The organism is Streptococcus oralis subsp. dentisani, from assembly GCF_007475365.1.
In the GTDB taxonomy this organism is placed as follows: Bacteria; Bacillota; Bacilli; order Lactobacillales; family Streptococcaceae; genus Streptococcus; species Streptococcus mitis_AX.
In genome coordinates this window covers 1,825,613-1,847,928 of sequence record NZ_CP034442.1, presented here as the reverse complement: position 1 = coordinate 1,847,928, position 22,316 = coordinate 1,825,613, and the positions used below count along the sequence as shown (strand labels likewise).

The following is a 22,316-nucleotide window of genomic DNA, read 5'->3' as shown; positions in this document are numbered from 1 at the left end:
GTTCCTTCCTAATCAGACATCTTGCGGAATTGGCTGATAAAGAATCCATCACTTCCGTACAATTCAGGAGTGATCAAGATACAGCCGTCCTTCAAAATATCCTTGCATTCATGTTCTAGTTTAACCTGCTCAAACTCGGGGTGACTTTCTAAAAATGCCTCAACGACGTGAAAGTTCTCCTCTGAGACGATAGTGCAGGTACTATACGTTATTATACCACCTTTTCGTAAGGTTTGACAAACACTACCTAGTATTTCCAGCTGAATTTGCTGTAATGATGCGAAATCCGCCATTTCTTTATTATATTTGATATCTGGTTTGCGGCGCAAAAGACCAATTCCAGAACAAGGGGCATCTACTAAAATCTTGTCAAAAGAGTCTTTTTCAAAAAACTCATGCACTTTTCTAGCGTCCAATTTTTGCGTTTGCACTCGATCTGCCACACCCAGACGTTGGGCGTTTTCTTGGATCAAGTCCAACTTGTGATCATAAAGATCCAAAGCCGTCACCTTACCGGATGTGAGGTAAGAAGCCATATGGGCTGTTTTCCCACCAGGAGCGGCACAGGCATCAAGCACCCGCTCATCACCTTGTAGACGAAGGGTCGGAGCAACCAATTGACTAGACTCATCTTGGATGGTAATGGCCCCTTCTGCGAACAAATCATGTCCTGCAAAGTGACCTTGCTCCTTGACCAGACCAGTGGCTGCCAAAGGGGAATCAGCCACCTCTAACAAAGCTTTGATTTCCTCTTTTCGGCTCAAGTCGGTCACCCGAATACTGGCCTTGTTTCGCACCAAGAGACTTTCAAAGATGGCTTGCGCTCGCTCTTCACCGTATTCTTCCTTGAGCATAGACACTAGCCAAACTGGGAGAGAATAGGCAATGGAATCACGTTTGTTTTTGCGTTTGATAGTTGCAATATCTGGCCACCCTTCTCGCAAGATACGACGAAGGACAGCATTGACCATTTTTTCACTGCCTTTTTTACGGGCTTTTGCCAATTCTGCCGCTTCATTTACGACGGCATGATCAGGTACCTTGTCTAGATACTGGAGTTGGTAGGCGCTCAGAAGGAGCAGGATATAGAGCCAGTTATCTAGCTTATCCCGATCTTCGATAAAGTGGGACAGGTACCATTCCAGAGTCAGTTTACGAGCTACCGTTCCATAGACAATCTCTGTTACCAAACCCTTGTCTGCTGCTGAGAGTCGACTCCCTTTGAGGTGTTTGTTTAAGGCGATATTTGAATATGCTTGATTGACAAAAACATCCTCTAGCACTGCTAGAGCTAGATTTCTCGCCGTTTCTACTTTAGTCACCAAATCGTTCTCCTACAGTCAATGTCCGTCCCACTCCGTTGAGGAAGGATGCGATGTCCATCTTAGGTTTACCAGCTGGCTGCACTTGCTTGAGAGATAGAGCTCCTTCAGCCGTTGCTACGATTAATTCTTTCTTACCGATAAGCAGAATCTCACCTGGATTTCCCTGACCTTCTACTGGCAGGGCTTCATAGATCTTAAAGCGGTCTCCCTTGAAAAAAGTATGGGCAACAGGCCATGGATTCATCCCTCTGATTTGGTTGAAGAGTTGGCGATTGGTTTTAGTCCAATCGAGTTTCTCTTCTTCTGGCTTGATATTTGGCGAGAAAGTGACTTGACTAGGATCTTGTGGTTCAGGTTGGATTTCTCCTGCTAGGTAGTCAGGTAGCGTATCCAAAAGCAAATCACGACCAACAACCGCCAATTTCTCAAACAAGGTTCCAACATTGTCATCATCAGTGATGGGAATACTGCGACGAGAAATCATATCTCCTGCATCCATTTCCTTAACCATCTCCATAATGGTCACACCAGCTTCCTCATCGCCTTGAATCAAGGCATAATGGATAGGAGCGCCACCACGGTGTTTAGGAAGGAGGGAAGCGTGAACATTGACCGCAAAATCCATGCTATCAAGAAGTTTACTTGGGAGAAATTGTCCAAAAGCAGCGGTCACAATCCCATCCGCCCCTAGATTCATAATGGCTTCCATCTCTGGACTTCCAGATAATTTTTCAGGCTGGTAGATAGGAAGACCTGCTTCTTTGGTTGCTTGCTTGACTGGGGTTTCTTGGATCACTTTTTTTCGGCCGACAGCGCGGTCTGGCTGGGTCACAACAGCTAGAATCTCGTAACGGTCGTCTGATAACAAACCCTTCAAAACTGTCGCTGAAAAATCAGGTGTCCCCATAAAGATTAGTTTTGTCATTTCTTTTCCTTCTTATAAAAATTGCTGCGGTTCATGGTCAATACTGAGACGAAGCTCGCTATTTTCACGTTCTTGAGTCAAGGCCAAGACCTGATTGAGGGTTGGACCCAGCTCATCTTCTAAACGGTATTTAATCAAAATCTGGTAATGATACAGGTTGTGGGTGCGGGCAATGGGTTTTGGTGTCGGTCCAAGGATTTTACTAGTTTCCGATAAACCTGAGCGCAAAATTCCCATGACTTCATAGGCACGTTTGACAACCTCTTCTTCTTTCTTGTGAGAGAGGGTAATCCCAATAGTGAAATAATAAGGCGGGTAGCCGAGTTGTCGTCTGATTCCCATTTCATAGGCATAAAAACCTTCATAATCCTGATCTTTTGCAAAACGAATGGCATAGTGCTCAGGATTGTAAGACTGGATCAAGACCTGCCCAGCCTTTTCCGCTCGTCCTGCCCGACCAGACACCTGAGTTAAGAGTTGGAAGGTTCTCTCGGAAGAACGAAAATCAGGCAGATTCAAGGCCGTATCTGCATTGAGCACTCCGACTAGAGTCACATTGGGAAAATCCAAGCCCTTGGCAATCATCTGAGTTCCCAGCAAGATATCCGCTTTCCCTTGACCAAACTGGTCAAGAAGAGCTTGGTGACTGCCTTTCTTACGGGTCGTATCCACATCCATCCGCAGAATGCGGGCCTGAGGAAAGAGCTCCGCTAGCTCATCGTAGGCTTTCTGAGTCCCTGTACCGTAGTAGCGAATGCTGCGACTCTGACAGTTGGGACAGACATGAGGAATCCCCTTCGAAAAACCACAGTAATGGCAGTTCATGGTCTTGGTATCCATGTGAAGAGTCAAGGAAATATCACAGTTGGGACAAGTATCCACCATTCCACACTCCCGACACATAACAAAGCTAGAATAACCCCGGCGGTTGAGCATGAGGACTACCTGCTCTTTTTTATCCAGACGGTCTTGGATGGCCTCTAGCAAAAGAGGCGTAAAGTTTGATGTTTCATTCTGCCCGATATAGTCCCGAAAGTCAATCACTTGAACCTCAGGAATGGTGGCCAGAGGATTAGCTCGTTGGGTTAGTCGCAAGTGGTGATAGACACCTTTTCCAGCCCGTGCACGGCTCTCTAAGCTCGGTGTCGCCGAACCAAGAACCAAAGCCGCTTGATTGTACTGGGCCCGTAGAATGGCGACCTCTCTAGCATGATAACGCGGATTGCTGTCTTGTTTATAGCTGGCTTCGTGTTCTTCATCGATAATGATGACACCGAGATTTTTTATAGGTGCAAAGATGGCCGATCTGGCACCAACGACAACTTGGGCATCGCCACGTTCCACCTTGCGCCATTCATCGTACTTTTCACCATTGGACAAGCCTGAGTGAAGAATGGCCACTTTCTCGCCAAAACGAGCAATGAAACGCTCCGTCATTTGTGGCGTCAGAGAAATCTCAGGTACCAGCAAAATAGCCGTCTTACCCTTGTACAAGGCTCCTTGGATAATCTGCAAGTAAACCTCAGTTTTCCCACTTCCTGTAATCCCTTGAAGGAGGAATGGAGGCTGTTGACTGCCAATAGCACTGACAACGGCATCACGCGCCTGTCTTTGTTCAGGATTCAATTCCAAAGGTCTACTTGCTTCAATACCTTCGAAATAAGCAGCTGAGCGTTGCACTTCCTTTTGAATTAAGGTTAGAGCTCCTTGCTCCACAAAGAAGTTGACTTGCTCGCGTGAGTAGGATTCTAACAAGCTAGCCAGAGGAGCACTTTCAGGATGAGCAAGCAAATAGTCTCTCAGCTCTGTCTTTTTTTTGGCACGCGCGGAAATCTCAATCTGCTTTAGTCGAATAGCATCAACCTCATACCAAGACTGGGTCTTGACCTTCTTTTGATCGACTGCCTGGTATTCTAAGCGGAGCAAACCTTTCCTAGTCAAACGCATCATCTCAGCCTGCTTGGCTAAATCTAGAGAAGAAAAGGCTAGCGAATCTTCTGAACCAAACAAGCGCTCTTTGTCTTCCTGACTGAGACCTTCCAGAGGATAGAGAATCTTATCATAGCTGGAGTTTAAAAACCCTGGAAGCATAGCTTTTAGAATGGAGATTTTGTAAGAAAAGACGGACTTTCGTAGCTCCTCAGCTAGCCAGAGTTGCTCTTGAGTCAAGACAGGAGAAAAGTCTAGCACCTCTGCAATCTCTTTCAAATCCTGATTGGCAGCTTCTTCATCCGGCTGGGACTCCAAACCTAGCACAATCCCTTGGATCAAACGATTGCCTTTGCCGAAGGGGACATGAACCCGCATACCGACTTCTAGCATCTCTACAAATTCCTCAGGGACCTTGTAACTGTATGGCTGATCCGTCTGCATCAGGGGAACATCCACGATAATCTTTGCGATCGCCATCTTCTCACCTCCTTCTTGTCAGTAAATTCTTGCAATAGAAAAAATAAGATTGAGTCCCCCCAACCTTAAATTTTTTCACCATCTTCTTTTTCTTTAGCAATTTGCTCTTTGATTTTCTTTTCTTCTTCTTCTTTGCGGCGTTTTTCTTCTTCGATACGGAGACGAACCGCTTCACGTTTTCCTTCTGGATCTGGGTGAATCGTAACGTTTCCTGACTCAATTTCTTCCAAAGCGCGAAGAGTTGATTTTTCAGACTTAAACTCTTGAGTAGCTGGCGCACCTGCCTCTAGTTCGTGGGCACGCTTTGCTTCTAAGATTACGAGTGAATATTTTGATGGCACCTTGTCTAGCAAGGTATCAATAGAGGGTTTTAACATCATTTGCTTGTACCTGTTTCCTATAGTTTATCGAGTAGTTGGAGATTTTGGCAACATCTCCTGGTAGTGACCAATAACACGGTCCACACGGAAGTGTTCTGCTTCGATCACACGCTTGACACGTTCAGCAGCGAGGGGCACCTGATCGTTGACAATGGCATAATCATACTCACGCATGAGGGCAATTTCTTCCTTGGCTTTTTCGATTCGTTGGGCAATCACTTCAGCGCTATCTGTTCCACGACCTACCAAACGATCTTGCAATTCATCCAAATCTGGTGGCGTTAGAAAGATAAAGACAGCGTCTGGGGCCTTTTTCTTAACCTGAAGGGCTCCTTGGACTTCAATCTCAAGAAAGACATCGATTCCCTTATCTAGGGTTTCGTTGACATAGGTCAGAGGAGTTCCGTAGTAGTTACCGACATATTCTGCATATTCCAACATCTGACCTTGACGTATCAGTTCTTCAAACTCTTCACGAGTACGGAAGAAATAGTCCACTCCGTCCACTTCACCAGGACGTTGCGCACGCGTCGTCATCGATACAGAGTATTGAAATTGATTCTCAGAACTCTCAAAAATCTCTCTTCTAACCGTTCCTTTCCCAACTCCTGAAGGACCAGAAAAAACGATTAGCAAGCCTCGGTCTGCCATTATGTCTCCTTTAGTTAGTCTGTGAAATAAAGTAAAATTTCTATCGGATACTGATGAAAGCGTCAGTTATCCTTCTACAGTCTTTCTATCTAGTGTAACAAAAAAGCAGTAATATTTCAACTGCTCTTTCTTATTTATTTAGCATAATCTACTGCACGAAGTTCGCGAATCACGGTTACCTTGATATTTCCTGGGTAATCGAGATTGTTTTCAATTTTCTCACGAACTTTGTGAGCCAAGATTGTGACTTTGTCGTCCTTGATTTGTCCTGGATTAACCATGATACGGATTTCACGTCCTGCTTGAAGGGCAAAACTATTTTGCACTCCTTCAAAGCCATTGGCGATTTCTTCCAAATCATGGAGACGCTTGATGTAGCTTTCAAGAGACTCGCTACGAGCACCTGGACGCGCTGCACTCAAGGCATCTGCTGCAGCAACGATCACTGCAATGACGCTTTCGGCTTCGACATCGCCGTGGTGGCTAGCAATGGTATTCACCACAACTGGGTGTTCCTTGTACTTACGAGCCAACTCCGTACCAATCTCAACGTGGCTACCTTCAACCTCGCGGTCAATAGCTTTCCCGATGTCGTGAAGGAAGCCAGCACGACGGGCAAGAGCTGCATTTTCACCAAGTTCACTCGCGATGATACCAGACAACTTAGCAACCTCAATCGAATGACGCAAGACATTTTGTCCATATGAAGTACGGAACTGCAAACGTCCCATAATCTTCATCAAGTCTGGATGGAGGTTTGGCGCACCAATCTCATAGGCAGCAGCCTCACCGTATTCACGGATTTTGTTGTCAATCTCCTGACGGTTTTTCTCCACCAACTCCTCGATACGAGCTGGGTGGATACGGCCATCTTTGAGCAACATTTCCATGGTCATACGAGCAATTTCACGACGAATCGGATCAAATCCTGACAAGGTTACCACTTCTGGCGTGTCGTCGATGATAACATCGACCCCTGTCAAACTTTCAAAGGTACGAATATTACGTCCTTCACGACCGATAATGCGTCCCTTCATGGTATCATCTGGTAGGTGAACTGTAGAGTTTGTTGACTCCGCTACATAATCACCAGCGATACGCTGCATAGCCTGAACCAAGATATCTTTAGCAATCTTGTCTGAACGTTCCTTCACTTCTTGCTCAGCCTCACGAATGCGGCTAGCAATTTCCTTAGTCAAGTTTTCCTCTGTCTGAGCCAAGATAATATCTCGAGCCTCAGCTTGGGAAAGGGAACCGATACGTTCAAGTTCAGCTTCTTTTTGTCTTTCGACTTCCTCTAATTGCTCTTCACGTGCATCAAGGTTTTTTGCTCTATCAGAAATACTTTGTTCTTTTTGTTCAAGTGTTTTTTCTTTGTTCGTCAAATTGTCGTCTTTGCGGTCAAGACTCGTAGCTCTCTCCGTCAAACGACTTTCAATTTGCTTGAGTTCCTGACGTTCTGACTTAAATTCAGCGTCCACTTCTTCACGGTATTTTCTGGCTTCCTCTTTGGCCTCCAATAGTGCTTCTTTTTTAAGAGACTTGCTTTCGCTCTTGGCTTCATTTAGCAATAAATCCGCTTCGCGCTCAGCTTGTCCTCGTAAATTAGTTGCTTCTTGTTCAGCATTTAGAAGCATCAACTCTGCAGCCTCTTGAGATGATTTCATCTTAGCTGAGATGCTGACATATCCAATGACTAAACCAATGATGACGGCAAAAACAACAATCGCAATGGTCATGATTTCCATGTTTTTACCTCATTAAATTTGTTTATCGAATGACATACATTCCTTAATATTCTATCATAAAAAACCGATTTCCACAAACCCAAATTGAAGAGTTTTGTGTGAATTTTTGAAGAAATTCCTTAGATTTCAAAGCAAAATAAAGATTCTTTAAAAATTTAAATTTCCACGAAAAACGAAGCAAAAAAGAGCAATCACCCACCAAATACTACTTCTACAAATGGCTTAGAGAAAGTTCAGGAACAAGCGAAAGCGGTTCACTGTAGACAGATTCAACAGCCAGATCCCTATCGTCACACTACTTCAAAATACCAAAATTATACTGAATAAATTTCACATATTCCAACATCTCAGTCGCGCTATAATAAAGCCTTTTATCCTCAAACTTTCAGAGAAACTTTAGCACCTTGTGAGATTGACAGCCAGACGTTGACTTGTTCTGGTGAACTTCGCCATTAGTTAAAAGCAATCAGCAAGAATATAAGATGTCTAGTATTTGATTTTCAAAATTTCAAAAATTTAGAGTGATAATTCTCGTCACTTTGAATATTAAAAAAGAGAGAACCAATCTGATTCTCTCTCATGCTTAGTTAGATCTCACTCTCTACAGTTGACAAAGAGCCAAAAACCCCAGATAGCCTTGAGCTATCCGGGGTTCTTGTTTTCATCGCTAAAATGATATCAACAATTTCATTTTAGTCGATTTTTGGGACTTAGTCTTCTAAATCCATTTCAGAAGCTGCTGATTTCTTCTTCTTGCCAAGAAGAGAGGCAGTTGCCAAGGCAGCTACTCCTAATCCAAGACCAGCAAATTGGTTACTTGCAGTTCCTGTATTTGGAAGTTTTCTACCGTTTGAACGTCCTGGTCCAGCAGGTTGTTGTGCAGGAGCTTGTGAGTGGTTCAATGCACTTGAGATTGAAGCACTGTCAGACAAGCTAGCTGAGGTACTTGCACTATCGCTCAAGCTTGTGCTTGCTGATTGGCTCGCACTAATTGATGCAGATACGCTGTTGCTCAAGCTTTCTGAAGTACTTGCTGAAGTTGAGGCATCACCTGAACCATTGCTTGTACTTGTTGAACCTGAACCGCTACCTGAGTTGTTGCTTGCACTGATTGAAGCAGAAATGCTGTCACTCAAGCTTGTGCTTGTTGAAACTGATTCACTTGTGCTGATTGAAGCACTTACGCTGTTGCTCATGCTTGCTGAAGTACTTGCTGAAGTTGAGGCATCACCTGAACCATTGCTTGTGCTTGTTGAACCTGAACCACTACCTGAGTTGTTGCTTGCACTGATTGAGGCTGAAATGCTGTCACTCAAGCTTGTGCTTGTTGAAACTGATTCACTTGTGCTGATTGAAGCACTTACGCTGTTGCTCATGCTTGCTGAAGTACTTGCTGAAGTTGAGGCATCACCTGAACCATTGCTTGTGCTTGTTGAACCTGAACCACTACCTGAGTTGTTGCTTGCACTGATTGAGGCTGAAGTACTATCGCTCAATGATACGCTTACTGACTTGCTGAGTGAAACTGACTCACTTGCACTTACAGATTCAAGGTAGCTAGGAAGGTTAAACTCTGGCTTAGATTCGCTTGTTGGCTCACCCTTACTATAGCTGAATGAATTAGATTGTTGTGACGCACTTGTACTCAAACTGCTTGAAACGCTATTGCTCAAGCTTACTGAAGTACTTGTTGAAACTGAAGTACTACTTGAGTTGTTGCTTGCTGATTCAGATGCACTGATTGAGGCAGACACGCTGTTGCTCAAGCTTGTGCTTGCTGATTGGCTGGCACTGATTGAGGCAGATACGCTGTTGCTCATGCTTGTGCTTGCTGATTGGCTAGCACTGATTGAGGCAGATACGCTGTTGCTCATGCTTGTGCTTGCTGATTGGCTAGCACTGATTGAGGCAGACACACTGTTGCTCAAGCTTGTGCTTGCTGATTGGCTAGCACTGATTGAGGCTGACACGCTGTTGCTCAAGCTTGTGCTTACTGATTGGCTAGCACTGATTGAGGCTGACACGCTGTTGCTCAAGCTTGTACTTGCTGATACTGAAGCACTAATTGATGCAGATACGCTGTTGCTCATGCTTGTGCTTGCTGATTGACTTGCACTGATTGACGCTGATACGCTGTTGCTCAAGCTTGTGCTTAATGAGTGGCTAGCACTAATTGATGCAGATACGCTGTTACTCAAGCTTGTGCTTGCTGATTGGCTAGCACTGATTGAGGCAGACACGCTGTTGCTCAAGCTTGTGCTTGCTGATTGGCTAGCACTAATTGATGCAGACACGCTGTTGCTCAAGCTTGTGCTTGCTGATACTGAAGCACTAATTGAAGCTGACACGCTGTTGCTCAAGCTTGTGCTTGCTGATTGGCTAGCACTGATTGAGGCAGACACGCTGTTGCTCAAGCTTGTGCTTGCTGATTCAGATGCACTAATTGAAGCAGACACGCTGTTGCTCAAGCTTGTGCTTGCTGATTGGCTAGCACTGATTGAGGCAGACACGCTGTTGCTCAAGCTTGTGCTTGCTGATTCAGATGCACTAATTGAAGCTGACACGCTGTTGCTCAAGCTTGTGCTTGCTGATACTGAAGCACTAATTGAAGCTGACACGCTGTTGCTCAAGCTTGTGCTTGCTGATACTGAAGCACTAATTGATGCAGACACGCTATTGCTCAAGCTTGTGCTTGCTGATTGACTTGCACTGATTGACGCTGATACGCTGTTGCTCAAGCTTGTGCTTAATGAGTGGCTAGCACTAATTGATGCAGATACGCTGTTACTCAAGCTTGTGCTTGCTGATTGGCTAGCACTGATTGAGGCAGACACGCTGTTGCTCATGCTTGTGCTTGCTGATTCAGATGCACTGATTGAAGCAGATACGCTGTTGCTCAAGCTTGTACTTGCTGATTCAGATGCACTGATTGAAGCTGACACGCTGTTGCTCATGCTTGTACTTGCTGATTGGCTAGCACTGATTGAGGCAGACACACTGTTGCTCAAGCTTGTGCTTGCTGATTGGCTAGCACTGATTGAGGCTGACACGCTGTTGCTCAAGCTTGTGCTTACTGATTGGCTAGCACTGATTGAGGCAGACACGCTGTTGCTCATGCTTGTACTTGCTGATACTGAAGCACTAATTGATGCAGATACGCTGTTGCTCATGCTTGTGCTTGCTGATTCAGATGCACTGATTGAAGCTGACACGCTGTTGCTCATGCTTGTGCTTGCTGATTGGCTAGCACTGATTGAGGCAGACACACTGTTGCTCAAGCTTGTGCTTGCTGATTGGCTAGCACTGATTGAGGCTGACACGCTGTTGCTCAAGCTTGTGCTTACTGATTGGCTAGCACTGATTGAGGCTGACACGCTGTTGCTCAAGCTTGTACTTGCTGATACTGAAGCACTAATTGATGCAGATACGCTGTTGCTCATGCTTGTGCTTGCTGATTCAGATGCACTAATTGAAGCTGATACGCTGTTGCTCAAGCTTGTGCTTACTGAGTGGCTAGCACTAATTGATGCAGATACGCTGTTACTCAAGCTTGTGCTTGCTGATTCAGATGCACTGATTGAGGCAGACACGCTGTTGCTCAAGCTTGTGCTTGCTGATGCTGAAGCTGATTGGCTTGCAGATACTGATGCGCTAGTTGATTGGCTTGAGCTTACTGATGCTGAAGTTGATTCACTTGCAGATACTGAGGCTGAAGCTGATTGACTTGAGCTTACTGATGCTGAAGCTGATTCACTTGCAGATACTGATGCTGAAGCTGATTCACTTGCAGATACTGATGCTGAAGCTGATTGGCTTGCAGATACTGAGGCTGAAGTGCTTTGGCTTGCAGATACTGATGCGCTAGCTGATTGACTTGCAGATACTGATGCTGAAGCTGATTGGCTTGCTGATACTGACGCTGAAGCTGATTGGCTTGCTGATACTGATGCGCTAGTTGATTGGCTTGAGCTTACTGATGCTGAAGTTGATTCACTTGCAGATACTGACGCTGAAGCTGATTGGCTTGCTGATACAGATGCTGAAGCTGATTGGCTTGCAGATACTGAGGCTGAAGCTGATTCACTTGCAGATACTGATGCTGAAGCTGATTGGCTTGAGCTTACTGATGCTGAAGCTGATTCACTTGCAGATACTGACGCTGAAGCTGATTGGCTTGCAGATACTGAGGCTGAAGCTGATTCACTTGCAGATACTGATGCTGAAGTGCTTGTGCTTGCTGATTCAGATGCACTAATTGAAGCAGACACGCTGTTACTCAAGCTTGTGCTTGCTGATGCGCTAGCTGATTGACTTGCACTTACAGAAGCTGAAGCACTTTGGCTAGCTGATACAGACGCTGAAGCTGATTCACTTGCAGATACTGATGCTGAAGCTGATTGACTTGCACTTACAGATGCGCTAGTTGATTGGCTTGCAGATACTGATGCGCTAGTTGATTGGCTAGCTGATACAGACGCTGAAGCTGATTGGCTTGCAGATACTGATGCGCTAGCTGATTCACTTGCAGATACTGATGCTGAAGCTGATTGACTAGCTGATACAGATGCTGAAGCTGATTGACTTGCAGATACTGATGCTGAAGCTGATTGGCTTGCAGATACTGATGCGCTAGTTGATTGGCTAGCTGATACAGATGCTGAAGCGCTTTGGCTAGCTGATACAGATGCTGAAGCTGATTGACTTGAGCTTACTGATGCTGAAGCGCTTTGGCTTGCAGATACTGATGCTGAAGTGCTTTGGCTTGCAGATACTGATGCGCTAGCTGATTGACTTGCAGATACTGATGCTGAAGCTGATTGGCTTGCAGATACTGATGCTGAAGCTGATTGACTTGAGCTTACAGATGCTGAAGCTGATTGACTAGCTGATACAGAAGCCGAAGCTGATTGACTTGCAGATACTGATGCTGAAGCTGATTGGCTTGCAGATACTGATGCGCTAGTTGATTGGCTAGCTGATACAGATGCTGAAGCGCTTTGACTTGCAGATACTGATGCTGAAGTGCTTGTGCTTGCTGATTCAGATGCACTAATTGAAGCAGACACGCTGTTACTCAAGCTTGTGCTTGCTGATGCGCTAGTTGATTGGCTTGCAGATACTGATGCTGAAGCTGATTCACTTGCAGATACTGATGCTGAAGTGCTTTGGCTAGCTGATACAGACGCTGAAGCTGATTGGCTTGCAGATACTGATGCTGAAGTTGATTGACTTGAGCTTACTGATGCTGAAGTTGATTGACTTGCAGATACTGATGCTGAAGCTGATTGACTAGCTGATACAGATGCTGAAGCTGATTCACTTGCAGATACTGATGCGCTAGTTGATTGGCTAGCTGATACAGACGCTGAAGTTGATTGACTTGCAGATACTGATGCTGAAGTGCTTTGGCTTGCAGATACTGATGCTGAAGCTGATTGACTAGCTGATACAGATGCTGAAGTTGATTCACTTGCAGATACTGATGCGCTAGTTGATTGACTTGAGCTTACAGAAGCTGAAGCTGATTCACTTGCAGATACTGATGCTGAAGTGCTTTGGCTTGCAGATACTGATGCTGAAGCTGATTGACTAGCTGATACAGATGCTGAAGTTGATTCACTTGCAGATACTGATGCGCTAGTTGATTGACTTGAGCTTACAGAAGCTGAAGCTGATTCACTTGCAGATACTGATGCTGAAGTGCTTTGGCTTGCAGATACTGATGCTGAAGCTGATTCACTTGAGCTTACTGATGCTGAAGTTGATTGACTTGCAGATACTGATGCTGAAGCTGATTGGCTTGCAGATACTGATGCTGAAACTGATTGGCTTGCAGATACTGAGGCTGAAGCTGATTCACTTGCAGATACTGATGCTGAAGTGCTTTGGCTAGCTGATACAGACGCTGAAGCTGATTGGCTAGCTGATACAGACGCTGAAGTTGATTGACTTGCAGATACTGATGCTGAAGTGCTTTGGCTTGCAGATACTGATGCTGAAGCTGATTGACTAGCTGATACTGATGCTGAAGTTGATTGACTTGCAGATACTGATGCTGAAGCTGATTGGCTTGCAGATACTGATGCTGAAGCTGATTGGCTTGCAGATACTGAGGCTGAAGCTGATTCACTTGCAGATACTGATGCTGAAGTGCTTTGGCTAGCTGATACAGACGCTGAAGCTGATTGGCTAGCTGATACAGACGCTGAAGTTGATTCACTTGCAGATACTGATGCTGAAGTGCTTTGGCTTGCAGATACTGATGCTGAAGCTGATTGACTAGCTGATACAGATGCTGAAGTTGATTCACTTGCAGATACTGATGCGCTAGTTGATTGACTTGAGCTTACAGAAGCTGAAGCTGATTCACTTGCAGATACTGATGCTGAAGTGCTTTGGCTTGCAGATACTGATGCTGAAGCTGATTCACTTGAGCTTACTGATGCTGAAGTTGATTGACTTGCAGATACTGATGCTGAAGCTGATTGGCTTGCAGATACTGATGCTGAAGTGCTTTGGCTTGCAGATACTGATGCTGAAGCTGATTGACTAGCTGATACAGATGCTGAAGTTGATTCACTTGCAGATACTGATGCGCTAGTTGATTGACTTGAGCTTACAGAAGCTGAAGCTGATTCACTTGCAGATACTGATGCTGAAGTGCTTTGGCTTGCAGATACTGATGCTGAAGCTGATTCACTTGAGCTTACTGATGCTGAAGTTGATTGACTTGCAGATACTGATGCTGAAGCTGATTGGCTTGCAGATACTGATGCTGAAACTGATTGGCTTGCAGATACTGAGGCTGAAGCTGATTCACTTGCAGATACTGATGCTGAAGTGCTTTGGCTAGCTGATACAGACGCTGAAGCTGATTGGCTAGCTGATACAGACGCTGAAGTTGATTGACTTGCAGATACTGATGCTGAAGTGCTTTGGCTTGCAGATACTGATGCTGAAGCTGATTGACTAGCTGATACTGATGCTGAAGTTGATTGACTTGCAGATACTGATGCTGAAGCTGATTGGCTTGCAGATACTGATGCTGAAGCTGATTGGCTTGCAGATACTGAGGCTGAAGCTGATTCACTTGCAGATACTGATGCTGAAGTGCTTTGGCTAGCTGATACAGACGCTGAAGCTGATTGGCTAGCTGATACAGACGCTGAAGTTGATTCACTTGCAGATACTGATGCTGAAGTGCTTTGGCTTGCAGATACTGATGCTGAAGCTGATTGACTAGCTGATACAGATGCTGAAGTTGATTCACTTGCAGATACTGATGCGCTAGTTGATTGACTTGAGCTTACAGAAGCTGAAGCTGATTCACTTGCAGATACTGATGCTGAAGTGCTTTGGCTTGCAGATACTGATGCTGAAGCTGATTCACTTGAGCTTACTGATGCTGAAGTTGATTGACTTGCAGATACTGATGCTGAAGCTGATTGGCTTGCAGATACTGATGCTGAAGTGCTTTGGCTTGCAGATACTGATGCTGAAGCACTTTGGCTAGCTGATACAGATGCTGAAGCCGATTGACTTGAGCTCACTGAAGCACTGATGCTTGCACTTACTGATGCTGAAGCGCTTTGGCTTGCTGATACTGACGCAGAGTGGCTCGCGCTTGCTGAGATAGAAGCTGAGTTCTGGTCGTTAGATGCTGAAGCTGAGGCACTTTGGCTAGCACTTACTGATGCTGAAGTACTTTGACTTGCAGATACTGAAGCTGAAGCTGATTGGCTAGATGATACAGATGCTGATTGACTAGCACTTACTGATGCTGAAGCGCTTTGGCTTGCTGATACTGACGCAGAGTGGCTCGCACTTGCTGAGATAGAAGCTGAGTTCTGGTTGTTAGATGCTGAAGCTGAGGCACTTTGGCTAGCACTTACTGATGCTGAAGTACTTTGACTTGCAGATACTGAGGCTGAAGCTGATTGGCTAGATGATACAGATGCTGATTGACTAGCACTTACTGATGCTGAAGCGCTTTGGCTTGCTGATACTGACGCAGACTGGCTCGCACTTGCTGAGATAGAAGCTGAGTTCTGGTCGTTAGATGCTGAAGCTGAGGCACTTTGGCTAGCACTTACTGATGCTGAAGTACTTTGACTTGCAGATACTGAAGCTGAAGCTGATTGGCTAGATGATACAGATGCTGATTGACTAGCACTTACTGATGCTGAAGCGCTTTGGCTTGCTGATACTGACGCAGAGTGGCTCGCACTTGCTGAGATAGAAGCTGAGTTCTGGTTGTTAGATGCTGAAGCTGAGGCACTTTGGCTAGCACTTACTGATGCTGAAGTACTTTGACTTGCAGATACTGAGGCTGAAGCTGATTGGCTAGATGATACAGATGCTGATTGACTAGCACTTACTGATGCTGAAGCGCTTTGGCTTGCTGATACTGACGCAGACTGGCTCGCACTTGCTGAGATAGAAGCTGAGTTCTGGTCGTTAGATGCTGAAGCTGAGGCACTTTGGCTTGCACTTACTGATGCTGAAGTACTTTGACTTGCAGATACTGAGGCTGAAGCTGATTGGCTAGATGATACAGATGCTGATTGACTAGCACTTACTGATGCTGAAGCGCTTTGGCTTGCTGATACTGACGCAGAGTGGCTCGCACTTGCTGAGATAGAAGCTGAGTTCTGGTCGTTAGATGCTGAAGCTGAGGCACTTTGGCTAGCACTTACTGATGCTGAAGTACTTTGACTTGCAGATACTGAAGCTGAAGCTGATTGGCTAGATGATACAGATGCTGATTGACTAGCACTTACTGATGCTGAAGCGCTTTGGCTTGCTGATACTGACGCAGAGTGGCTCGCGCTTGCTGAGATAGAAGCTGAGTTCTGGTCGTTAGATGCTGAAGCTGAGGCACTTTGGCTAGCACTTACTGATGCTGAAGTACTTTGACTTGCAGATACTGAGGCTGAAGCTGATTGGCTAAATGATACAGATGCTGATTGACTAGCACTTACTGATGCTGAAGCGCTTTGGCTTGCTGATACTGACGCAGACTGGCTCGCGCTTGCTGAGATAGAAGCTGAGTTCTGGTTGTTAGATGCTGAAGCTGAGGCACTTTGGCTTGCACTTACTGATGCTGAAGTACTTTGACTTGCAGATACTGAAGCTGAAGCTGATTGGCTAGATGATACAGATGCTGATTGGCTTGCACTGATGCTTGCACTTACTGATGCTGAAGCGCTTTGGCTTGCACTAATTGACGCAGAGTGGCTCGCGCTTGCTGAGATAGAAGCTGAGTTCTGGTTGTTAGATGCTGAAGCTGAGGCACTTTGGCTTGCACTTACTGATGCTGAAGTACTTTGACTTGCAGATACTGAAGCTGAAGCTGATTGGCTAGATGATACAGATGCTGATTGACTAGCACTTACTGATGCTGAAGCGCTTTGGCTTGCTGATACTGACGCAGACTGGCTCGCACTTGCTGAGATAGAAGCTGAGTTCTGGTCGTTAGATGCTGAAGCTGAGGCACTTTGGCTTGCACTTACTGATGCTGAAGTACTTTGACTTGCAGATACTGAGGCTGAAGCTGATTGGCTAGATGATACAGATGCTGATTGACTAGCACTTACTGATGCTGAAGCGCTTTGGCTTGCTGATACTGACGCAGAGTGGCTCGCACTTGCTGAGATAGAAGCTGAGTTCTGGTCGTTAGATGCTGAAGCTGAGGCACTTTGGCTAGCACTTACTGATGCTGAAGTACTTTGACTTGCAGATACTGAAGCTGAAGCTGATTGGCTAGATGATACAGATGCTGATTGACTAGCACTTACTGATGCTGAAGCGCTTTGGCTTGCTGATACTGACGCAGAGTGGCTCGCGCTTGCTGAGATAGAAGCTGAGTTCTGGTCGTTAGATGCTGAAGCTGAGGCACTTTGGCTAGCACTTACTGATGCTGAAGTACTTTGACTTGCAGATACTGAAGCTGAAGCTGATTGGCTAGATGATACAGATGCTGATTGACTAGCACTTACTGATGCTGAAGCGCTTTGGCTTGCTGATACTGACGCAGAGTGGCTCGCACTTGCTGAGATAGAAGCTGAGTTCTGGTTGTTAGATGCTGAAGCTGAGGCACTTTGGCTAGCACTTACTGATGCTGAAGTACTTTGACTTGCAGATACTGAGGCTGAAGCTGATTGGCTAGATGATACAGATGCTGATTGACTAGCACTTACTGATGCTGAAGCGCTTTGGCTTGCTGATACTGACGCAGACTGGCTCGCACTTGCTGAGATAGAAGCTGAGTTCTGGTCGTTAGATGCTGAAGCTGAGGCACTTTGGCTGGCGCTTACTGATGTTGAAGCACTTTGACTTGCTGATACAGAGGCGCTGGCTGATTGGCTAGCTGATACAGATGCTGAGTGACTTGCACTTACTGATGCTGAAGCTGATTGGCTTGAGCTTACAGAAGCACTTACGCTTGCACTTGCTGAGGCACTTTGGCTCGCACTTGCTGAGCTTGATGCTGATTGGCTTGCACTGATGCTTGCACTTACTGATGCTGAAGCGCTTTGGCTTGCACTAATTGACGCAGAGTGGCTCGCGCTTGCTGAGATAGAAGCTGAGTTCTGGTTGTTAGATGCTGAAGCTGAGGCACTTTGGCTGGCGCTTACTGATGTTGAAGCACTTTGACTTGCAGATACTGAAGCTGAAGCTGAAGCGCTTTGGCTTGCGCTTACTGATGCTGAAGCACTTTGACTTGCAGATACTGACGCTGAAGCGGATTGGCTAGCTGATACTGATGCTGAGTGACTAGCACTTACTGATGCTGAAGCGCTTTGGCTTGCTGATACTGACGCAGAGTGGCTCGCGCTTGCTGAGATAGAAGCTGAGTTCTGGTTGTTAGATGCTGAAGCTGAGGCACTTTGGCTGGCGCTTACTGATGCTGAAGTACTTTGACTTGCAGATACTGAGGCTGAAGCTGATTGGCTAAATGATACAGATGCTGATTGACTAGCACTTACTGATGCTGAAGCGCTTTGGCTTGCTGATACTGACGCAGACTGGCTCGCGCTTGCTGAGATAGAAGCTGAGTTCTGGTTGTTAGATGCTGAAGCTGAGGCACTTTGGCTTGCACTTACTGATGCTGAAGTACTTTGACTTGCAGATACTGAAGCTGAAGCTGATTGGCTAGATGATACAGATGCTGATTGGCTTGCACTGATGCTTGCACTTACTGATGCTGAAGCGCTTTGGCTTGCACTAATTGACGCAGAGTGGCTCGCGCTTGCTGAGATAGAAGCTGAGTTCTGGTTGTTAGATGCTGAAGCTGAGGCACTTTGGCTTGCACTTACTGATGCTGAAGTACTTTGACTTGCAGATACTGAAGCTGAAGCTGATTGGCTAGATGATACAGATGCTGATTGACTAGCACTTACTGATGCTGAAGCGCTTTGGCTTGCTGATACTGACGCAGACTGGCTCGCACTTGCTGAGATAGAAGCTGAGTTCTGGTCGTTAGATGCTGAAGCTGAGGCACTTTGGCTTGCACTTACTGATGCTGAAGTACTTTGACTTGCAGATACTGAGGCTGAAGCTGATTGGCTAGATGATACAGATGCTGATTGACTAGCACTTACTGATGCTGAAGCGCTTTGGCTTGCTGATACTGACGCAGAGTGGCTCGCACTTGCTGAGATAGAAGCTGAGTTCTGGTCGTTAGATGCTGAAGCTGAGGCACTTTGGCTCGCGCTTGCTGAGCTTGATGCTGAGTGGCTTGCACTGATGCTTGCTGAGATAGAAGCTGAAGCGCTTTGGCTCGCACTAATTGACGCAGACTGGCTCGCGCTTGCTGAGATAGAAGCTGAGTTCTGGTTGTTAGATGCTGAAGCTGAAGCACTTTGGCTCGCGCTTACTGATGCTGAAGTACTTTGACTTGCAGATACTGACGCTGAAGCGCTTTGGCTTGCTGATACTGACGCAGAGTGGCTCGCGCTTGCTGAGATAGAAGCTGAGTTCTGGTTGTTAGATGCTGAAGCTGAAGCACTTTGGCTCGCGCTTACTGATGCTGAAGTACTTTGACTTGCTGATACAGAGGCGCTTGCTGATTGGCTAGCTGATACTGATGCTGATTGGCTTGCACTTACTGATGCTGAAGCGCTTTGGCTTGCTGATACTGACGCAGAGTGGCTCGCGCTTACTGATGCTGAAGTACTTTGACTTGCTGATACAGAGGCGCTTGCTGATTGGCTAGCTGATACAGATGCTGAAGCTGAGGCACTTTGGCTGGCGCTTACTGATGCTGAAGCTGAGCGACTTGCAGATACTGATGCACTAGCTGATTGACTTGAGCTTACTGATGTGCTTACTGATGTGCTTACTGATGTGCTTGCTGAACGACTTGCACTAAGCGATGCACTAGCTGAACGGCTTGAGCTTACACTTGCTGAAGCTGAGCGGCTTGCACTAAGCGATGCACTTGCCGAACGACTTGAGCTTACACTTGCTGAAGCTGAGCGGCTTGCACTTAGCGATGCACTTGCCGAACGACTTGAGCTTACACTTGCTGAAGCTGAGCGACTTGCACTTAGCGATGCACTCGCTGAACGGCTTGAACTTACGCTCGCTGAAGCTGAGCGACTTGCGCTGAGTGATGCACTGGCTGAAGCACTTGCCGAACGACTTGAGCTTACGCTCGCTGAGGCTGAACGGCTTGAACTTGCACTTGCTGAAGCTGAGCGACTTGCGCTGAGTGATGCACTCGCACTTTGGCTTCCTGATACAGAAGCAGATACGCTACTGCTCACGCTCGCACTGGCTGAGGCACTTTGGCTCGCAATTGCTGACGTTGATGCACTAATACTTGCTGAGATAGATGCTGAGGCACTTTGGCTCGCACTAATTGACGCAGAGTCACTCGCGCTCAAACTCATTGAATCTGAAGCTGACTGTGTACTTGTTGATGCTGATGTTGATTGACTTGCAGATGTAGATTCACTCTCATATCGAGGGTTACGAGTAACATTGAAGCTTATTGTAGCTTGATTGACCACTCCTTGACCACCTGCGCCACTAACTCGTACATTGAACAATACCAAGTTCCCTTTGACAGGCGTTGGATAACCCCACATAGTCAAACGTGGTAAATATCCAATCTGACCTTGTTGACTCCGTACTTGCACAACATCCAATCGATAGTTAAGACCAAGTTGTTTCAAACGATTAGTGTCTGTCTCAGAAATATAGAGGGCATCTCTAGCAATATGCTCCTGCTTCCAAGTACCATTAAAGTGCTTGTTTTGTCCATTATGGAAATAAACATGTGTCTCAGGCATTGGTTTATAAGCTGTTTGATCAGGAATTGGATATCTCTTGGCATATTGACCATTTGGTGTATCGGTAAGAAATACACCAGCTTCAGAGTCAATAATACCTGGAATACCTTGGCGGAAACCAGAGTAACCCTTTTTCGGTGCAGTAGTTACTTGCTTATCTGCCGCTTGATCCTTCTCAGCCTGCTTGGTTGTATCCTTGCCTTGGGCTTGGTTCTTATCCGCTACAACACCAGCTGCGATATTGTTGCTGGTCGTTGCTGCTTGGCTTGTGCTAAGAGCTGCGCTTGTCAAACTTTGGTTAGCACTACCTGATACAAGACTTGCCGCAGGGTTGACCTTAAGGTTGAGCGATGCTGAAGCTGAGGTAGACACAGAGGCCTGTGCTGATGGTTCGCTAACAGCTGATGTACTCTCAACTACAGAGGCAGGTGCTGGAGAGCTTGCTGACGCTGATGGTGTAGAGCTTACTGATGCAGATGCTTTGGCACTTGCTGAAGCTGATACAGGAGCTGATGTTGATTGACTCGCTGACTCAGATGCTGGAGCAGTTGACTGACTTGCTGATGTTGAAGCACTTGCAGATGCTGACTGACTCGCTGAGGCAGATTGACTGACTGAAGCTGACTGACTCGCACTCGCTTGAGCCTCAACAGATTGACTGACTGATACAGAAGCTGAGGCAGATGCTTGTTCTGCTTGAGCTTTCTTTACTTCTGCTTGCGCTTGAGCGATGATTGAGTTAGTACTTGTCTCAGTTGTTTCAGCTGCTTTTGGTTCAGCTGCGATGACTGTTTTATCCTTTTCTGTATACTCAGATGTTTCATCCGCATAAACAGTTTGCTCTTGAGTCATCACAAATCCTGCAGCTCCCGCGGCCAGGATTCCCCCTATGCCCGCTAGCGTGTTAAAACTAAGGTGTGCGTGATCAAGTTCTTCAGTGTCTGATAGGGTACTAGAGACAACTTCGCCCATCCCACCGATACGGAAGAGATCCAATTGAGAGTTCGAGGCTTTTACCCAGTTTTTACCCGACTTGTAAAGCTTATAACGCTTTTTCTCATCTACGATCTCGAAATCTTTGTTAAATTTTTTACTTCGAAACATTCTATTCCTTTCTTTTATCCAATTGCGACCCTTTGTTAACCTCATGACCATTAACAAAGCGTAGTTGCGCTGCCTCTCAAAACCAAAATAATAAAACCGCAGTCAGTTTCAGTTTTTATCCCTTTGACTCAGAAAAAGCAGATTCCATCTGGGATATACCAGTTGCTTTTATCTAGTATATACCATCTATCATTTTACCAAAACGGATTGCCCTTTTCAAGTAATTATACGCGAAATGACAAATGAAAATAGCTAATTTTTTCAGAAAATTCGCTTTTAAAGTTCAAACTATTGAAATTCTCTTACGATTTTCGAAATCAAGCCCATTAATACTTCCAATAAAAATGACTAAACCATCATTAGAAGAGATCATTTCTTTTGTAAATTCCATACTTTTAATCGTTTTTCAGACGTTTTCGAAAGATACAGATGAGGACAAGATTATTAACGCTTTGGAACACCCTGTTCTCATACAA

23 protein-coding genes and 1 pseudogene are annotated in these 22,316 nt (G+C 45.7%); 7 read left to right on the top strand and 17 right to left on the bottom strand.

What is annotated here, in order from left to right; translation table 11 throughout:
- Positions 1–8: 8 nt before the first annotated feature.
- From rsmB to EJF26_RS10455, 7 genes are all read right to left on the bottom strand, one after another.
- Entirely contained in the window at positions 9–1,322 is a 1,314-nt protein-coding gene (gene rsmB, locus EJF26_RS09375) for a 16S rRNA (cytosine(967)-C(5))-methyltransferase RsmB (protein WP_004246110.1), read from the bottom strand.
- A complete protein-coding gene (gene fmt / locus EJF26_RS09370) occupies positions 1,315–2,250 on the bottom strand; it encodes a methionyl-tRNA formyltransferase (RefSeq protein WP_000163665.1) in 936 nt (311 codons plus the stop codon). The genes rsmB and fmt overlap by 8 nt, the downstream gene beginning before the upstream one ends.
- Positions 2,251–2,262: 12 nt before the next feature.
- The gene (locus EJF26_RS09365) at positions 2,263–4,659 is read right to left on the bottom strand and encodes a primosomal protein N' (RefSeq protein WP_000951898.1); all 2,397 of its coding nucleotides are present in this window, start codon (positions 4,657–4,659) and stop codon (positions 2,263–2,265) included.
- 65 nt (positions 4,660–4,724) lie between these two features.
- Complete coding sequence (gene rpoZ, locus EJF26_RS09360) at positions 4,725–5,039, bottom strand: DNA-directed RNA polymerase subunit omega (RefSeq protein ID WP_002874282.1); 315 nt, start codon at positions 5,037–5,039, stop codon at positions 4,725–4,727.
- 24 nt (positions 5,040–5,063) lie between these two features.
- Entirely contained in the window at positions 5,064–5,690 is a 627-nt protein-coding gene (gene gmk / locus EJF26_RS09355) for a guanylate kinase (protein ID WP_000775035.1), read from the bottom strand.
- 134 nt (positions 5,691–5,824) lie between these two features.
- Positions 5,825–7,438 carry a ribonuclease Y gene (locus tag EJF26_RS09350; protein WP_000404953.1) on the bottom strand — a complete coding sequence of 538 codons (1,614 nt, stop codon included), beginning with the start codon at positions 7,436–7,438 and terminating at the stop codon, positions 5,825–5,827.
- Positions 7,439–8,148: 710 nt separating this feature from the next.
- Positions 8,149–8,634: an LPXTG cell wall anchor domain-containing protein gene (locus tag EJF26_RS10455; RefSeq protein WP_312023115.1), complete on the bottom strand. Its 486-nt coding sequence runs from the start codon at positions 8,632–8,634 to the stop codon at positions 8,149–8,151.
- A 469-nt stretch (positions 8,635–9,103) separates the two neighbouring features.
- On the opposite strand from EJF26_RS10455, the gene EJF26_RS10450 reads away from it, so the two are divergent.
- From EJF26_RS10450 to EJF26_RS10440, 3 genes are read left to right on the top strand one after another with little or no spacing between them, the layout of a single operon-like run.
- Positions 9,104–9,547 (top strand): hypothetical protein, encoded by a 444-nt coding sequence (locus EJF26_RS10450; RefSeq protein WP_398575757.1) that lies wholly within the window; start codon positions 9,104–9,106, stop codon positions 9,545–9,547.
- Between the two features lie 27 nt (positions 9,548–9,574).
- Positions 9,575–10,141: a hypothetical protein gene (locus EJF26_RS10445; protein ID WP_398575755.1), complete on the top strand. Its 567-nt coding sequence runs from the start codon at positions 9,575–9,577 to the stop codon at positions 10,139–10,141.
- Positions 10,142–10,168: 27 nt separating this feature from the next.
- On the top strand, positions 10,169–11,161 hold the full coding sequence (locus EJF26_RS10440) for a hypothetical protein (RefSeq protein WP_398575754.1): 993 nt from the start codon (positions 10,169–10,171) through the stop codon (positions 11,159–11,161).
- Between the two features lie 397 nt (positions 11,162–11,558).
- Here EJF26_RS10440 and EJF26_RS10435 read toward each other — a convergent pair whose 3' ends face one another.
- Positions 11,559–11,690: a hypothetical protein gene (locus tag EJF26_RS10435; RefSeq protein ID WP_398575752.1), complete on the bottom strand. Its 132-nt coding sequence runs from the start codon at positions 11,688–11,690 to the stop codon at positions 11,559–11,561.
- 606 nt (positions 11,691–12,296) lie between these two features.
- A complete protein-coding gene (locus EJF26_RS10430; protein WP_398575751.1) occupies positions 12,297–12,488 on the bottom strand; it encodes a hypothetical protein in 192 nt (63 codons plus the stop codon).
- Between EJF26_RS10430 and EJF26_RS10425 the strand changes: the two genes are divergently transcribed.
- A complete protein-coding gene (locus tag EJF26_RS10425; protein ID WP_398575749.1) occupies positions 12,467–12,667 on the top strand; it encodes a hypothetical protein in 201 nt (66 codons plus the stop codon). The two genes, EJF26_RS10430 and EJF26_RS10425, sit on opposite strands and share 22 nt — an antisense overlap.
- Positions 12,668–12,674: 7 nt before the next feature.
- Here EJF26_RS10425 and EJF26_RS10420 read toward each other — a convergent pair whose 3' ends face one another.
- The 4 genes from EJF26_RS10420 to EJF26_RS10405 all read right to left on the bottom strand — a co-directional run bounded on the left by EJF26_RS10420 (position 12,675) and on the right by EJF26_RS10405 (position 14,708).
- The gene (locus EJF26_RS10420; protein ID WP_176605672.1) at positions 12,675–12,908 is read right to left on the bottom strand and encodes a hypothetical protein; all 234 of its coding nucleotides are present in this window, start codon (positions 12,906–12,908) and stop codon (positions 12,675–12,677) included.
- Positions 12,909–13,184: 276 nt separating this feature from the next.
- The gene (locus EJF26_RS10415; RefSeq protein ID WP_398575745.1) at positions 13,185–13,748 is read right to left on the bottom strand and encodes a tetratricopeptide repeat protein; all 564 of its coding nucleotides are present in this window, start codon (positions 13,746–13,748) and stop codon (positions 13,185–13,187) included.
- Positions 13,749–13,874: 126 nt separating this feature from the next.
- The gene (locus tag EJF26_RS10410) at positions 13,875–14,018 is read right to left on the bottom strand and encodes a hypothetical protein (RefSeq protein ID WP_398575746.1); all 144 of its coding nucleotides are present in this window, start codon (positions 14,016–14,018) and stop codon (positions 13,875–13,877) included.
- 126 nt (positions 14,019–14,144) lie between these two features.
- Positions 14,145–14,708, bottom strand: a complete 564-nt coding sequence (locus EJF26_RS10405; protein WP_398575745.1) for a tetratricopeptide repeat protein — start codon at positions 14,706–14,708, stop codon at positions 14,145–14,147.
- Between the two features lie 3,236 nt (positions 14,709–17,944).
- Here EJF26_RS10405 and EJF26_RS10400 point away from each other — a divergent pair.
- On the top strand, positions 17,945–18,094 hold the full coding sequence (locus EJF26_RS10400; RefSeq protein WP_185962788.1) for a hypothetical protein: 150 nt from the start codon (positions 17,945–17,947) through the stop codon (positions 18,092–18,094).
- A gap of 943 nt (positions 18,095–19,037) precedes the next feature.
- Here EJF26_RS10400 and EJF26_RS10395 read toward each other — a convergent pair.
- Both EJF26_RS10395 and EJF26_RS10390 read right to left on the bottom strand, forming a co-directional pair.
- A complete protein-coding gene (locus EJF26_RS10395; RefSeq protein ID WP_260678610.1) occupies positions 19,038–19,301 on the bottom strand; it encodes a hypothetical protein in 264 nt (87 codons plus the stop codon).
- A 12-nt stretch (positions 19,302–19,313) separates the two neighbouring features.
- Positions 19,314–19,448 carry a hypothetical protein gene (locus tag EJF26_RS10390; RefSeq protein WP_260678609.1) on the bottom strand — a complete coding sequence of 45 codons (135 nt, stop codon included), beginning with the start codon at positions 19,446–19,448 and terminating at the stop codon, positions 19,314–19,316.
- A 314-nt stretch (positions 19,449–19,762) separates the two neighbouring features.
- Between EJF26_RS10390 and EJF26_RS10385 the strand changes: the two genes are divergently transcribed.
- Together EJF26_RS10385 and EJF26_RS10380 are read left to right on the top strand one after the other, a co-directional pair.
- A complete protein-coding gene (locus EJF26_RS10385) occupies positions 19,763–20,380 on the top strand; it encodes a hypothetical protein (protein WP_260678608.1) in 618 nt (205 codons plus the stop codon).
- Positions 20,381–20,920: 540 nt separating this feature from the next.
- The gene (locus tag EJF26_RS10380) at positions 20,921–21,259 is read left to right on the top strand and encodes a hypothetical protein (protein ID WP_260678607.1); all 339 of its coding nucleotides are present in this window, start codon (positions 20,921–20,923) and stop codon (positions 21,257–21,259) included.
- On the opposite strand, the gene EJF26_RS10375 is transcribed toward EJF26_RS10380, so the two are convergent.
- Both EJF26_RS10375 and EJF26_RS10370 read right to left on the bottom strand, forming a co-directional pair.
- The gene (locus EJF26_RS10375; RefSeq protein WP_260678606.1) at positions 21,201–21,371 is read right to left on the bottom strand and encodes a hypothetical protein; all 171 of its coding nucleotides are present in this window, start codon (positions 21,369–21,371) and stop codon (positions 21,201–21,203) included. The two genes, EJF26_RS10380 and EJF26_RS10375, sit on opposite strands and share 59 nt — an antisense overlap.
- Before the next feature lie 328 nt (positions 21,372–21,699).
- Positions 21,700–21,840, bottom strand: a pseudogene (locus tag EJF26_RS10370) (KxYKxGKxW signal peptide domain-containing protein); the annotation flags it as partial.
- Positions 21,841–22,316: the final 476 nt, after the last annotated feature.